Source organism: Anabaena subtropica FACHB-260, from assembly GCF_014697105.1.
Taxonomy (GTDB): Bacteria; Cyanobacteriota; Cyanobacteriia; order Cyanobacteriales; family Nostocaceae; genus Trichormus; species Trichormus subtropicus.
Genome location: NZ_JACJRF010000055.1, coordinates 1 through 15,255 on the forward strand (window position 1 = coordinate 1; position 15,255 = coordinate 15,255).

At 39.9% G+C, this 15,255-nt stretch carries 13 protein-coding genes and 1 pseudogene; 10 read left to right on the forward strand and 4 right to left on the reverse strand.

Going from position 1 to position 15,255, the window contains the following annotated elements:
• Positions 1–93: pseudogene (locus H6G18_RS25375) on the forward strand (IS982 family transposase); the annotation flags it as partial.
• A gap of 44 nt (positions 94–137) precedes the next feature.
• Here H6G18_RS25375 and H6G18_RS21770 read toward each other — a convergent pair.
• On the reverse strand, positions 138–1,397 hold the full coding sequence (locus H6G18_RS21770) for an inorganic phosphate transporter (RefSeq protein WP_199311796.1): 1,260 nt from the start codon (positions 1,395–1,397) through the stop codon (positions 138–140).
• A 98-nt stretch (positions 1,398–1,495) separates the two neighbouring features.
• The gene (locus H6G18_RS21775; protein WP_190409183.1) at positions 1,496–2,542 is read right to left on the reverse strand and encodes a zinc-dependent dehydrogenase; all 1,047 of its coding nucleotides are present in this window, start codon (positions 2,540–2,542) and stop codon (positions 1,496–1,498) included.
• Positions 2,543–2,811: 269 nt separating this feature from the next.
• Between H6G18_RS21775 and H6G18_RS21780 the strand changes: the two genes are divergently transcribed.
• The 3 genes from H6G18_RS21780 to patX all read left to right on the forward strand — a co-directional run bounded on the left by H6G18_RS21780 (position 2,812) and on the right by patX (position 6,620).
• Complete coding sequence (locus H6G18_RS21780; RefSeq protein WP_190409209.1) at positions 2,812–4,296, forward strand: protein kinase domain-containing protein; 1,485 nt, start codon at positions 2,812–2,814, stop codon at positions 4,294–4,296.
• 217 nt (positions 4,297–4,513) lie between these two features.
• Positions 4,514–6,286 (forward strand): FAD-dependent oxidoreductase, encoded by a 1,773-nt coding sequence (locus tag H6G18_RS21785; protein WP_190409184.1) that lies wholly within the window; start codon positions 4,514–4,516, stop codon positions 6,284–6,286.
• A gap of 103 nt (positions 6,287–6,389) precedes the next feature.
• On the forward strand, positions 6,390–6,620 hold the full coding sequence (gene patX, locus H6G18_RS25300) for a heterocyst-inhibiting protein PatX (RefSeq protein ID WP_390825633.1): 231 nt from the start codon (positions 6,390–6,392) through the stop codon (positions 6,618–6,620).
• A gap of 381 nt (positions 6,621–7,001) precedes the next feature.
• Here the strand turns inward: patX and H6G18_RS21790 are convergent, their stop codons facing one another.
• Positions 7,002–7,901: a ferritin-like domain-containing protein gene (locus tag H6G18_RS21790; protein ID WP_190409185.1), complete on the reverse strand. Its 900-nt coding sequence runs from the start codon at positions 7,899–7,901 to the stop codon at positions 7,002–7,004.
• A 334-nt stretch (positions 7,902–8,235) separates the two neighbouring features.
• Between H6G18_RS21790 and H6G18_RS21795 the strand changes: the two genes are divergently transcribed.
• Positions 8,236–8,439: a hypothetical protein gene (locus tag H6G18_RS21795; RefSeq protein WP_190409186.1), complete on the forward strand. Its 204-nt coding sequence runs from the start codon at positions 8,236–8,238 to the stop codon at positions 8,437–8,439.
• Between the two features lie 293 nt (positions 8,440–8,732).
• Positions 8,733–9,686, forward strand: coding sequence for a glycosyltransferase family 8 protein (locus H6G18_RS21800; protein ID WP_190409187.1), 954 nt, complete (start codon positions 8,733–8,735; stop codon positions 9,684–9,686).
• Positions 9,687–9,954: 268 nt separating this feature from the next.
• Here H6G18_RS21800 and glnA read toward each other — a convergent pair whose 3' ends face one another.
• Complete coding sequence (glnA, locus tag H6G18_RS21805; protein ID WP_190409188.1) at positions 9,955–11,379, reverse strand: type I glutamate--ammonia ligase; 1,425 nt, start codon at positions 11,377–11,379, stop codon at positions 9,955–9,957.
• A 360-nt stretch (positions 11,380–11,739) separates the two neighbouring features.
• On the opposite strand from glnA, the gene apcB reads away from it, so the two are divergent.
• The 4 genes from apcB (at position 11,740) to H6G18_RS21825 (ending at position 15,208) form a co-directional block, all read left to right on the forward strand.
• Positions 11,740–12,249, forward strand: a complete 510-nt coding sequence (gene apcB / locus H6G18_RS21810) for an allophycocyanin subunit beta (RefSeq protein ID WP_190409189.1) — start codon at positions 11,740–11,742, stop codon at positions 12,247–12,249.
• A 131-nt stretch (positions 12,250–12,380) separates the two neighbouring features.
• A complete protein-coding gene (locus tag H6G18_RS25305) occupies positions 12,381–12,470 on the forward strand; it encodes an element excision factor XisI family protein (RefSeq protein ID WP_190409190.1) in 90 nt (29 codons plus the stop codon).
• Positions 12,471–12,557: 87 nt separating this feature from the next.
• Positions 12,558–13,022 (forward strand): hypothetical protein, encoded by a 465-nt coding sequence (locus H6G18_RS21820; RefSeq protein ID WP_190409191.1) that lies wholly within the window; start codon positions 12,558–12,560, stop codon positions 13,020–13,022.
• Between the two features lie 8 nt (positions 13,023–13,030).
• The gene (locus tag H6G18_RS21825) at positions 13,031–15,208 is read left to right on the forward strand and encodes a Z1 domain-containing protein (protein ID WP_190409192.1); all 2,178 of its coding nucleotides are present in this window, start codon (positions 13,031–13,033) and stop codon (positions 15,206–15,208) included.
• Positions 15,209–15,255: the final 47 nt, after the last annotated feature.

Sequence of the window (15,255 nt, forward strand, 5' to 3'; positions counted from 1 at the left end):
ATTGCTGCCAAAATCGCCTCTCACACACTACGCAAATTGCTTCGCCGCCTTTTTGGTATTGATGTTCTCACCTTCCAGTCTCATTCTCTTTAATTCACATTAGACGTAATTCCCAAAAACCCATCCATTGGTATTGCTTAAAAAAATAAGATTCGAGCAATACTAAAAATGGCGGCGCTCAGGACAGCACTGACAGGTACCGTGACAAGCCATGCAGTGGCGATACCCTGGAGAGTTGTAAATTTGACTGAATTGAGGCTTTGTACTAGTCCTATGCCAACGACACCACCGACAAGAGCGTGAGACGTGGAGACAGGTAAACCCATTCGGGATGCTAGTAAGATGGTGGTAGCAGTTGCAAGTTCTGCACAAAATCCGCTACTTGGTTGTAAAGAAATAATGTTTTCGCCAATTGTGGCTATAACTTTTTCACCCCAAACAGCTAAACCACCAACAATCCCCGCACCACCCAGAATTAAAATCCATAAGGGAACAGTAATACCATCGGTAGGGACTTGACCAGTTTGATTGATGTAAACGATCGCCGCCAAAGGTGCGATCGCATTACCCACATCATTAGAACCATGTGCAAACGCCACAAAGCAAGCACTCAGGACTTGGAAGCGGGCAAATAGGGATTCAATTGGGCTGTTGACTGAAGATTTTTCCCCTTGTCCCAATTGTCGCCAACTGATGAGAGTTAGTCCGACGGCGGCGATTGCGCCTGCTATCAGGGGGATATCGTGGGGGGGGATGTTGACACCGAGTTGGTCAATGAAGAAATTTGTTAGGGCTTGAGTTAGGGAAGGTAGGACAATTACGCCAAATACTCCCAAGAGGACTGTACTTAACCAGGGAATCCATTCTTGGAGTTGGGAAATTTGATTTGGTTGTGACAAAATCCAGTGTTTGATTTGACTATAAAATAAAGCGGCGATCGCTCCACTGATAACTGGTGTTAAAATCCAACCGATAGTAATTAGTCCAATTGATGACCAATCTATCGCCCCTACTCCCAAAGCTACCCAACTAAACCCGGCGATCGCACCAACAACTGCATGAGAAGAAGAAACTGGCAAACCACGGGATGTAGCAATTTGCAACCATAAACCACAAGAAATCAGTACTGTCATCATGCCAGTAACTAAAACTTGGGGTGTAGCTGCAAATAATTTAGGGTTAGCAACTTTTGTTGCTAGGGTTTCTGTCACCTCATGTCCAAACAAGACAGCGCCAGTAAACTCCAACACCCCAGCAATAATTATTGCCTGCTTGAGAGTAATCGCTTTGGAACCAACAGAAGTTCCCATCGCATTAGCGACATCGTTAGCACCTAAATTCCAAGCGAAGTAAAAGGCTATGAATGTAACTATCGGTAATGTAATTGGTATTTCCATGTTAGGGAGATGAGGAGTGGCGGGAGATGGGGAATATGAGAGGAAGTTCTTTAATTGGGAATTTTCAATTGATTTGTTCCCACTCCCTACTCCCCAATCTAGGGATAAATCAGAATTTTATAAGTTTCCGGTGTGGGTGAGATCGCTTGATCTACTGCTGCTGATAAATCTTTTAGGGGATAGCGATCGCTAATTAATGCTTGTACGTCTATGCGACGATTAAATACTATATCAGCCGACAGACTTTGTAGGCGGTAGGATGAACTGTAACTGCCCATTAGGTCGATTTCTCGACGGTAGAGAATATTGGGGTTGATGGGAATTTCTAATTCGTCGGGAAATTCGGCGAAAAACAAAATTTTACCGCCCTTTCTCGTACAGTCGAGGGCTTGAAAGAAAGCTTTTTCACTGGGTACAGCCAGCAAAGTCACATCAACTCCTAGTCCATTGGTGAGGGCATGAATTTTGCCAGGTAAATCGGGATCGCGGGCATCAAATGCTGCTTCTGCCCCGACATTCAGCGCCTTTTCTATTCTTGAGGGTAGCAAATCGGTGGCGATCGCTTTTGCTCCGAAATACTTCACCAACATGACAAACATTAAGCCAATCGGCCCGGCACCAGTGACTAAAACCGTCTGTCCTGGGGCTATTTGAGCTTTTTTGACTGCTTTTAGACAACAATTGGTTGGTTCAACAAAACTAGCTTCCTCAAAACTGATCTCATCAGGAATCGGGATTAACCCCCCATTTTGGACAATATGACCCGGAACCTTTACATACTCAGCAAAGCCACCGCCACTTGGGTTAAATCCGGCGGTGGTGGAGATATTTTTATAAACATCACACATGGAAAAATTTTCATTCAAGCAGTAAGCACAACGCATACAAGGGATGTGGTGCATGACTGCTACCCGTTGTCCTACTTGCCAACCTTGTATTTGAGAACCAACTGCGGCGATCGTCCCGGCTGTTTCATGACCAAAGATGCGCGGCGGTTCATAGAGAGGATAACGAATTTTTTTAATGTCTGACTGACATAAACCGACTACTCGTACCTGTACCAGCACTTCATCCGGTTCTAGATTCGGTACGGGGATCTCTTCGTAAGAGAGTTGATTGACACCTCGAAATACCTGTGCTTTCACGTTGATTTTCCACTGCTCAACGTTACTAGATTTAACATTAGTGGACTACGTTCAGCTACAAAGTTTCAGATTTATCATTCTGCTTTAGCAGTCTAGTATTAACCTCCAAGTTTTGTAAAATTTAACTTTTCCATCAGTGTGGAGAACTTGACGCAACACTTGATAAACCAAATCAGAAATAGCAATTGCTTCTCCGTTGTCGGAGTGGAGTTAAAATACAGACATTCTTCTGTGCGATGGGCTACGCACTACCGGAGGTAATCGCCTGTATGTTGGGTCAGTTATTAGACGGACGCTATAAAATTACTCAAGTTTTGGGATCTGGTGGTTTCGGTAAAACCTACATAGCCGAAGACATCAAACTTTACAACAATCTTTGTGTCGTCAAGCAACTCCAACCAATGGCGACTGATCCCACAACATTGCAGGTGGCTAGGCGTTTATTTGCATCAGAAGCACAGCTATTACATAAGTTAGGAACCCACGACCAAATTCCCCAACTACTGGCACACTTTGAAGAAAATCAAGAGTTTTTTCTGGTTCAACAATTTATTGATGGACATCCCCTCAGTGATGAACTCACCCCAGGAAAGCGATTAAGTGAAGGTTACACTATTGCTTTATTACAAAATATTCTGCAACCATTAGCTTTTGTTCATCAAAATCAAGTCATTCATCGGGATATCAAACCACCTAATCTGATTCGCCGTAAAAGTGACGGTAGAGTTGTGCTAATTGATTTTGGGGCAGTGAAACAAATTAGTACTCAGGTAGTGACTGGTGAAGGTGTAACTAAAATGACGGTTGGCATTGGTACTGCTGGTTATATGCCAAGTGAACAGAGTCGGGGTAGTCCTCGATTAAGCAGTGATATCTATGCTGTAGGGATGATTGGCATTCAAGCTTTAACAGGATTAATGCCCCATGAGTTGGAAGAAGATATACAAACTGCGGAAATTCTCTGGCGTAAATTAGTACAGGTAAGCCCAAATTTAGCAGATATCTTAGATAGGATGGTACGCTATGACTTTCGCCAACGCTACAAGTCAGCAGTGGAGACTTTAACGGTTGTGCAGAATTTGGGGAATGCTTACGCACCAACGCAAACATCTACACCGCTAAGAAATACACCAACCTTACCGATAAACAATCCTGGTGATATCCCACAAGTTTCCGAAGCTCCTTTGTATTCTCCACCACCGAGCGTCCCAGATCAGTATCGTCAAGAAATTCCTCGACAGTCTCCATCATCTCCCCCTCCTGTAACAGCTAAATCTCCCAAAATAGGACTTGGCTTTTATTTGCAGTGGATATTAGTCAATCTTTTGGGCTTAATTGGTGGGGGAATTTTAGCAGCGATCGCTCACGAAATTATACAACCACTAGGAATAATCATTAGTAGCCAAGCTGTAGCTGCAACGATGGGTTTGACAATCAGTTTCATGCAAGTATTAGTTCTGCGGCGACACATTCCCATATCTGAAAAATGGTGGGTATTAGGAACTACATTAGGTGTTTGTATTTCCGTACTCCTATCCTATATTATGTGGATTGACATGGATTTAGATTCTGCACTCGGACAGTCTGTAATTTTAATAGGCCCTTCCGTGGGAATTATCCAGTGGTGGTTACTGCGGCCATTTGTTAAGCAAGCTGGTTGGTGGATTTTGGTAAATACCTTGTGGGGTTGGATGGGCGGAATTCTTTCAGGAGCAGTATTAGTTTTGCTATTAAAAAAGCCCAAAAATTCCTAAAAAATCATCAATAACAATTTCATCCTGCTTGTGAAGTTCTTTTTGCCTCATCACATATTCCCAGCGAAAACTTGAAAAAACTCCGCGTACCTCTGCGCTTACCTTCGTGTTCCTCTGCGTTAAAAAAATTCATTCATCCTCAAATCAGCAATAATATGCTCTCATAGTCTCTTTTTTGACTCATACCAACTTGTCAAAAATCTACTGAGGTTGAGTGATGGCTCATCAAACATACACGACTGATGTTTTAGTCGTTGGTGGCGGTGCTGGCGGTACAGCTGCGGCTATCCAAGCAGCACGAAAGGGTGCAAAAACTATTTTGGTCAGTGAATTTCCCTGGCTAGGAGGAATGTTAACTGCGGCTGGGGTTTCTGCACCCGACGGTAATGAATTAATGGCATTCCATACTGGGTTATGGGGTGCATTTTTACAAGAATTACAGCAGCGACAGCCAGAAGGATTAGATAACAGTTGGGTGAGCTTTTTTAGTTATGACCCCCGTATTGGTGCAGAAATTTTTGCCGATTGGGTAAAAGAATTACCAAATCTGCACTGGATTTCCGGACAAGTACCTTTGGAGGTTTTACAACAAGAAAATTCCATTACTGGTGTCAGGTTTGCAGACTTTACCGTTCAAGCCAAGATTACTCTTGATGGTACAGAGTTAGGAGATTTACTAGCTTTAGCAGATATACCTTACCGTTGGGGTTGGGAGTTGCAATCTGAATGGGGAGAACCAAGCGCCCCAACTAACTTTGATCAGCTAACACAAAGATATCCTGTACAATCGCCTACCTGGGTTGTGATCATGCAGGATTTTGGCGAACCAGTCGCGCCAGAAATTCCCCCTGCACCTAATTATGATGCTTTACTATTTGCTGGGGCTTGGGAAAAATATGGTGCAGAGCAATTCTTGAATTATGGACGATTACCAGGGAATCTATTCATGATTAACTGGCCTATTTGTGGTAATGACTACGGTGAAGGTACAGGACGACTGATAGAATCAGACACAGCTAAAGGTGAATTTTTCCTAGAATCTCGTTGGCATAGCCAAAATTTTGCTCATTTTATCCAAAGTCAGCTTGGTAGACGTTATGGTTTGGCAGAGCAAGTTTTTCCCCACACTTCGTCCGCGTTTGCTTTGCACCCATACTACAGAGAAAGTCGCCGTTTGGTGGGGCTAATTACTGTGAGGGAGCAAGATATCTTACCAGTTCCAAGCGGTAGGGTAGCAGCTTTATTCCCAGATACCATTGCTATTGGTAATTATGCCAATGACCATCACTATCCAGGGTTCGACTTACCACTACAACCTAAATCCATCCGTTGGGGAGGACGTTGGACGGGGACACCTTTTACAATTCCTTACCGTTGTTTGGTTCCAGCTTCAATAGATGGGTTATTGGTTTGTGAAAAAAATATTTCTGTGTCTCACATAGCCAATGGGGCAACTAGATTACAACCTGTGGTGTTGGGTATTGGTCAAGCGGCTGGGATGGCGGCGGCTATGTCTGTGGAATTGGACTGTCAGCCGCGAGACTTACCTGTACAAGCATTACAGAAAGCTTTATTGCAAGATAACCACTCTCCTAGTGCCATCATACCTTTATTTAATTTATTACCCAATCATCCGGAATGGTTGCAATGGCAATTGTATTACCTAAATGAGCCTCAACTCTATCCAGATAGCGGCAATTGCCCGGCTTCTGTGGATAAGTACTATCACTCAGAACCCCAGCAAGTATTAACACGGGGAACTGAATGCTTCACAGGCATTTTTCAGCTTTTAAATCAGCAGGATTACAGATTCACGATTACTGCTCCGGCTGCTAATCTAGGACAAATTTGGCAGCTTGTAACGGGGCGATCGCACTTAGATGAGCAGCTACAAACCTTGTCAGATCAGCAACATCTTACAGTTTGGGGTCGTCTCAATTATTCCGGTCATTGGTTATTGGTTGAAAAACTAGACATAACTCCAATGTGAATAATTTTCAGTAAAAAGCACTACTTTTTTTCATAATTTTTCCGGACTCGTTCCATAAAACTCAGTAGCAATATATAAGAGAGTTTACAAAGAGACTTTTATGATGCGTGCTGCTGTTCCAGTTTTAATTTCGAGTCTGGTATTTGCTTCCCTAATTTCTGATTGTCTAGGAATGGCCAATCGCAATTCAACTCTTTCTCCTTCTAGTTCACACAATATGCTTTCATTTAAATCTAAACCCAAGCGTAACGAACCAGAAAAACCTATCCCTCATCGAGGTACTGGGCGTAGAAGTCTAATCGAATCCTCTAATAATGCCCATATTACAGTTTAGCGATGGTCTCCGACCGACCAGAGGTCATCACCTACGGCAGAGTGTAGCCCATCGCAGTATTATTTCTCATGGGACATAAACATTTATCTTGTAACCAGCACATTCAAAATATTTTCAACACTTTTAATAGCCTCTTTAGCACGAGTAGAACGTTTATATTCTGACGCTGCACATCCAATTTAATTCATCACCTGAATTGTCAGCATCACTACTCTTCCTACACCCAAGATGTAATTCTTGGTTTGCTCACAGAGTGTCATTCAGGTCAAGAATAAAGATACAGGGCATCTATCTACATTGCAATATTTTCACTGAATAAATATGGGGTAGACAAGACGCTTACCCCATAGTAGTTGTGTCTCAATTGAGCAACTGACTTATTTATACCTTTGCTTTTTTGGAGTTATTTTCTATCTTTTTAACTCCATTGATAAACATTGGCACAAATTTTTCCATAAATGCTTGTGGGTCACGTTGCCAAGCTCTTTGTGCAGCCTCGATTCTTGTAAATTGTAACTGGGGTGCTAACAAAGTTTGTGGCAAGCGTTCCATCAGATATTGGGGACGTTGCCACATTGGCATTGTATTTGCTACTTCAATGAGGTTAGCAACTCGTCGCAGTTCTGCACCCAGAGTAATATCCATTCCTGATTCAAAAGCTGCTTGTTCAATGGCAGAATATTTAAGCTTGGCTCGCTCGACTTTTTGTCGATGTTCTGGGCTTTTATCTGCTATTTGTGCTAACCAGCGATTACCCCAACGGACGTGTCCGGCTTCTTCAGGCAGAATTTTTTCAATGGTTTCACGGATTTTGATATTTTCTGCTGTTTGAGGTGCTTTTTTTAGGGCGTAAATGTGGGCAGAAAAATACTCACAACCACGTTTCTCAGTGACGTTAATTGCTGCCAGGGCAGCAATTATAAAGTCTTCTAGATTATCCTGAGAACCGTAGGCATCTTGATCGAGTAACCTTTCAAATTCATCAATGTAGGAAGTACCAGGAGGCGTTCCTACATTTGCATCCAAGTCTACCAACAAATCAGTTAGCCACATGGCATGACGTGCTTCATCTGAGATGTGGTGAGATAAATCTTTAATCAGTTCCGGTGGCTTGCCATTGAGTTGTTCAATGATCTCCGCCAGGTCTTTACAACTACGCTGCTCACTATAACGATAGCGGTTGAGTGTGATTAGGTGAATTTCGCGATCGCTCACTACCTGCTTGAGAATGTCCCTCGCACTCAAGGTATTCTGAAATTTTCGTGGATAAACAACTGTCATGAGTTTAAGTTAGTTTGTTAAGTTTATTGACTTGGATAGCAATTGAGTTTGTCTCAATATCTGTACTCACACGGCATCAGCCAAGATTAACCAGCATGAAATTATTGTAAACAAATGTAACAAATAAATTATCAACCATGAGAAAGGTTTGCCTGACAGCATCGTCATACTAGTAATAATGCCCAAAGTTGTCAGCCAAAGACAAATAAGTGCAATTACATAAATATTAACATTTATAACAAAAACTCAATTTCGTAGCTTAAGATACAGAATTTTAGCTATATTAGTTATGTAGAGGGTCAAATTCAATTAATATCACTAGGAGGACTGTGGTATGTCTATTCAAGAAAAATCTCGTGCAATTATGATGCGCCAATATCAGCAAGTGAAGAATCGTCAACAATCCATGCTGATGCGTTCCGCACAAGAACTCGGTCTTCCTGCTGAAGAACTCTCGCACTATTGGAATCCAACGCAAGGAAAGATCGATCCTACTACTCGCATGATTTATGGTCGCAGTAATGCCGCTATGAGTTAGGTTTTGATAATGTTTATGTCATTTTTACTACTGGGGGAAGTGATTTCGACCAGAAGTTATTTCCCCTGAGTTATCTGACTATGCTCATTGCAGATGAAAATGACTCAGACTTAGAGTGCAAACCATACAGTTTCTTTTTTAGCTTCGTTAATATATCTGATGTCACTGATTGGGTATTGTGCGATAGTGATCAATAGCCTTAACTCTGATTTCTGAGAATAATGGTATTTTAAGAAAAAATACCATTTGTGTTTTTATCTACTTGCAGAGTGTATGTTCCAAACTAAAAATTTATGGATAAGTCTATTTGCTTAGTTTGTGCTGCGGATGATAACTTCTCCATGCCTTTAGCAGCAACTACTCGTTCAGTGGTTGCCCATCTTACTGGTAAGCAGCATTTAGCTCTCTATATTATTGATGGTGGTATTAGTAGAGTTAATAAAAACAGAATTATCCAAAATCTTAAATCTGAGCAAGTTAGTATTACTTGGTTAAAGGTAAGAAAATCAAACCTCAAAAATTTGCAGACATCTTCTTCTATTACTGTTACAGCATATTATCGAATTTTAATTCCAGAGCTTTTGCCCGCAACAATTGAGAAGGCTATTTATATTGATAGTGATGTAATTGTCAGAAATAGTTTGCAAGAGCTATGGAATATTGAAATTGATGATAACTATCTTTTAGCAATTCCAGATATGGGAGCGCCCTATGTCTCATCTCCCAGAGGATTAATTAATTATAAAGAATTGGGGATTAACCCGGATTGTAAATACTTCAATTCTGGCGTTCTCGTCATGAATTTGAAAAAATGGCGAAAAGAAGCAACAAGTCAGAAAATATTTGAGTATTTAGATAAATATAAAAAGTATATACGTTGGCATGATCAAGATGCTATGAATGCAATTTTAGCAGGGCAATGGAAAACTATTGATTCTCGATGGAATCAAATGCCATATCTATTTAAATACCCATCTTGGCAAGATAGCCCATTTAGTGAAGAAGAATATAATAAACTAGTTCATCATCCTTTTATTATTCACTTTTCTTCGCGTGATAAACCGTGGCATGATAATTGTAATCACCCAGAAAAACATTTATTTTTTGAATATTTAGATAGTACAATTTGGTCTAATTGGAGAGAAGAACAAGTCGCAAAAAAACAGCGACAGCAAAAGATGGCTGTTTTCAAAAAAGTATATATTGCTTTCAAGCAGCGAATTAAATCTTTGCTACGAAAAATATGAATCAATTCAAAATAGCCTGCGGCTTCTCTACGTTTCCTGCGGAACGCTACGCGTAGCTTGCTTCTCCGGAGGAGTACGCGGTAGCGTGTCGTAGACAGAGGCTAACGCCAACGCGTAGCGTTCCGTTCGCGCGAGTGTTGCGTAGCAAAGAAGAAGCTTCCGCCAACAAAATTCAAAACTTTGGAATTAGTACGGAGTTTTGTCAAAAAAAACCACCCTTAAGGGTGGCGAGATTGAGTCTTGGCTATAGATTGCTAACAGGTGTTAATTAAACGTCGTAATAGAGATTGAACTCATAAGGATGAGGACGCAGTTGCAACTGTTTAACTTCGTTAGCGAGTTTGTAGTCAATCCAGTTTTGGATAAAGTCTTCGGTGAATACGCCTGTGTCTGTCAAGAAAGCGTGGTCGTTTTCTAGTGCTTCTAGTGCTAGTTCTAAAGAACCAGGTGTGGAAGGAACTTTTGCCAGTTCTTCTGGAGAAAGTTCATAGATATTCTTATCTAATGGTTCACCAGGATCAATTTTGTTCTTGATACCATCGATACCAGCGCATAGCATGGCAGCAAATGCCAAGTAGGGGTTAGAGGTAGCATCTGGACAACGGAACTCTAGGCGCTTGGCTTTGGGGTTGCTACCAGACAGAGGAATCCGGATGGAAGCAGAACGGTTTCCTTGGGAGTAAGCCAAGTTAACTGGTGCTTCGTAACCAGGAACTAGACGCTTGTAGGAGTTGGTGCTGGGGTTGGTGATTGCCAACAGTGCTGGGGCGTGTTTAAGAAGACCACCAATGTAGTGCAGTGCCATATCACTCAAGTCAGCATACTTATCGCCTGCAAAGAGGGGTTTGCCATCCTTCCAGATAGATTGGTGACAGTGCATACCAGAACCGTTATCGCCAAAAATTGGTTTTGGCATGAAGGTGACGGTTTTGCCGTATTTCTTGGCGACGTTCTTGATGACATATTTGTAAATCATCAACCAGTCAGCCGCTTCGATTAACTTACCGAAACGGAAACCGAGTTCACACTGACCACCTGTAGCAACTTCGTGGTGATGTTTTTCGATGGGTACGCCTAATTTCGCCATTGTCAACAGCATCTCTGTGCGGATATCTTGGAAAGAATCCGTAGGTGAAACTGGGAAATAACCCTCTTTGAAACGTGGTTTGTAAGCCAAGTTGGGTTTATCTGCTGTACCTTCTTTACCAGAATTCCAAGCACCCTCTACAGAGTCGAGGAAGTAGTAACCTTCGTTAGCGTTTTGGGCAAAGCGGGCGCTATCAAAGATGAAAAATTCAGCTTCAGGGCCAAAGAAGGCTGTATCACCAATACCCGTAGATACTAAGTAGTCTATTGCTTTTTGAGCAATAACCCGTGGACAACGGTTGTACCATTCTCCTGTGCGTGGTTCTTTGATGCTACAAACAATACTTAGTGTTGGCACTTCCATGAATGGGTCGATCCAAGCTGTGTTGGGATCGAGAACCATTGTCATGTCTGACTCGTTGATTGCTTTCCAACCCCGGATGCTGGAACCATCAAAAGGTACGCCATCAGAGAATGAGCTTTCATCGATTTGGTTCTGGTACAAGGTGAGGTGCTGCCATGTACCTACTGTATCGATGAACTTGAGGTCAATCAGCTCAATTTTTTCATCTTGAATTCTTTTCAAGACTTCTTGTGGGGTTGTCATTGTTACTCCTTCTCTGCCAATTTCTTAAATTCAAACCAGAATCTGCCAAAGCATCTAAGCCCTACTAAGCGAAACAAAGTTGATGACACACCTGAAATATCGTAGATTCTAAACATTAGACAGTTTTGTAGTCTTTGTTACAGAAGCTCTGGATTACAGGTAATATTAACCTTTCTTTCGACATCTGCACAAAAGGAAGAAAGTTAATCTCATAGGGGTCAACTTTGGCATAGAATCCTTAAGTAACAGATAGATTGTTTTTGTGCCGAATCTACTTTTAATAGCACAAAAATTTTACTGGTGCGTAGCACAACCAAATTAATATCAAACCATAGATAGCAACGATTGGGAGAAGAAGGAATGCGCGATGCAGTAACAAGCTTAATTAAGAATTATGACGTAGCTGGTCGGTATTTTGACCGGAATGCGATCGATACCCTGAAAGATTATTTTGATAGTGGTACAGCCCGTGTACAAGCGGCAGCAGCGATTAACTCAAATGCGGCTGCATTGGTCAAGCAAGCAGGCTCGAAGTTGTTTGAAGAACTACCAGAGTTGATTCGTCCTGGTGGCAATGCCTACACTACTCGCCGTCTGGCGGCTTGTTTACGGGATATGGACTACTACTTGCGCTACGCTACTTATGCGCTGGTTGCTGGTAATACCAATGTTTTAGATGAACGGGTGTTGCAAGGCTTGCGGGAAACTTACAATTCTTTGGGTGTACCCATCGGCCCCACAGTTCGTGGTGTGCAGATTCTCAAGGATTTGGTTAAGGCTCAAGTGGTAGGTGCTGGTATTACCAATACTACTTTTGTTGAGGAACCATTTGACCACATTACTCGTGAGTTGAGCGAGCGTGATGTTTAGATAGTAAGTTACATAACTTAACTGAAAGCGATCGCTTCTTTCTTGGCTATGTGAAGAGGCGATCGCTTTTTTGACAAATTAAGCAAGTGAGTGTTGACAGCTATTGTCTGTGACTAGGCGATCGTTTCACATTGATAGAAGTAGGTGTCCCAAAGAAAGATATTGTTTTGGGTTTTCATTCAGTTGAACCGCGTCAATATACTGAATTTTATGTATTTTAATTTGCTTATTTTTTTTGCGTACCATACAAAATATAATTTTTTATCGTATAATCGGTAACAAGATATATAGTGTTATACCATAGTTCCATGAGTATTAATGATTTAGAATTTTTGCATGGTGCAGCTTTTCTTAGACTCCTCAAAGGAACATCCTATATATCCATAAATTATTTATCTTCTATCCATTCATCTCTTTATCTCATAAAAAGCACCCATCAAGAATCAGCTATCTTATTTAAAATTTCCAGAAAGCCTACTTCTTCTTGGTCATTTAGCTTTAGTTCACAAGAAGAAAATGCGGTGACAAATTTTCATAAAACTTATCCTAATATCAAACTTTTCATAGCATTGATTTGTCATAGGGATGGTATTTGTTGCCTATCTGAAGAGCAATTATGGACAATTCTTAATCCTAGCGAAGGTCTAGCGAAACAGCGTATTTCCATAAAAAGAGAATCAAGAGGTAGTTACTATGTTAAAGGTACAGGGAGAGTACCTTTAGAACGTACAATTCCACAAAATAATTGGCCAGATGCAATTTTATCAGCATAAGAAGAGTTATGACAAATACTGTTATTAGAACAAACGGTTCTTGTATTAATAAATTAATTAAGAGACTAGAAAAACAAATCGGAAAAGAAGAAGCTAATAAACTTAAAGAAACTGCTATTGAAGTAGTTAAAAACTGCGTTAGAGTTTATTCTGAAAATTTTGATTTTGGTGATGTAGGAGAAAATAGCACAGGTTTAGTTAGTAAGCCTTATCAAGGCTTAAATTCCATTCCTAATGAAACAACGGGGCTTATTTATGGTAGAGTTCAAAGTGGAAAGACGAACACAACAATTGCAGCTTTAGCGTTGGCTTATGAAAACAATTTTCGTTGTTTTATTGTCTTAACGTCTGATAATACATGGTTAGGCAAACAAACTGCCAGCCGTTTCAATAATCAAATTCAAGACGGCCCTGTTATTTTTGATTGGGAAGCGTGGAAAAAAGACCCTGTTGATTTTGCTGAAAGTAAAGTTATACCCTATATCAAAGATACAGGTGTTGTTTTAGTTACTACAAAAAATGTTGCTCATTTAAAGAGATTATTAATAGTTTTAAAAACAGCTAAAGTTAAAAATTTTCCTACATTAATTTTTGATGATGAAGCTGATAATGCTAGTTTAAATACAAATGAAGCTAAACAATCTAAACAAGGAAAGAATGCAATTCCTGATAGTTCAACTTTCGAGCAAATACACAGCAATATTCGTCAAGAAATTGCTAATCATATTTACATTCAAATTACTGCAACTCCCCAAAGTTTATTATTACAAAAACTATCTCAACCTTGTAAACCACAATTTTGTGCAGCATTACCAGAACCAGGAGATAGTTATATGGGAGGAGAATTATTTTTCTCGGAAAACAGTAAACATTCTGTCATTATTGATGCAGAGGAAATTAACCAAATAAAAAAACAAAAAGGTGCAATTAATCCTGGTAATAAATGGATAATTCCTGAAGGGTTAAGATTAGCATTATGTTTTTTCTTCTTAGGTTCAATTTATAAAATGTTATCATCTGATGATGAAGATGATACATATTCTTTTCTAGTTCATATTTGTTATAAGCAGGATATTCATACAAATTTAGAGAAATTAATTAGTAATTTTGTAATTAATTTAGATCAAGCAATTCGAGAAAAGAGTTCACAAGCAGACTATAAACAAGCAATAAAATGGTTAGAGCAAGCATATAAAGAATTGCAAAATACTACTGATAAATTACCGCAATTAAATCAATTGATAGATGGATTAAAAATTCAACTTAGACGCGCAATTCCTACAATTATTAATGCAAATAATCCTGATAAAGAACCTAATTATAATCCTGGAATGAATATATTAATTGGTGGAAATAGATTAGGTAGGGGCGTTACAATTAAAGGCTTAATGGTAACTTATTATGGACGTGATGCAAAACAAAAGACAGTAGATACAGTTCATCAACACGCTCGAATGTATGGTTATCGTCCACAATTAAAAGATGTTACTCGTCTCTTTTTAGCAGAACATATTCTAGAAGCTTTTCGCTCTATTCATGAAGCGGATGAAGCAATGCGTCAAGCAATAGGAGATGATATTCATAATATTCAGATTCAACCTGTTTGGATAGGAGGAGATTTAAAACCCACTCGTGCTAATGTTTTAGATCCATCCGTTATTGGTGTATTAGCACCGGGAAAATTAGTTTTTCCTCAAAGTCCAGCTTATAAAAAGCAAGAAATAGAGGATAGTTTCCATAAAATAGAAAGCCTTTTAATTAATTATAATGATGATGAAAAATATTATGAAGTAAGCATAGATTTTATTATAAAAGTAATTAGTTACACAAAAAATTATTATGTACCTTATGAAAAGTGGGAAGATAAACGTATTATTAAAGGATTAAAGGATCTGCAAGCAAAAGGTATGGATAAGGGACGTTTAAACGTTCGTAGAGGCATTAGGAATAAGAGACAAGGATTAGATATGCCAAGAAAAGATCCTTTTAAATGGGGAGGGTTTGGATTTGGTTCTGGTGAATGGTTAAAAGAGGCTCAAAAGAAATATCCTGATGTACCGACATTAATTATTTGCTATCAAAAAGGAGAAAAAAATAAGGGATGGGATGATCATCCTATATATCTGCCTATGTTGGTATTACCTAAACAAAAATTTGTTTTAATGTTTAATTATGATGAAAGTTAAACGTATTCGTAGCGCATAGTTTGAATAAAAACTAATCTTTATTATGT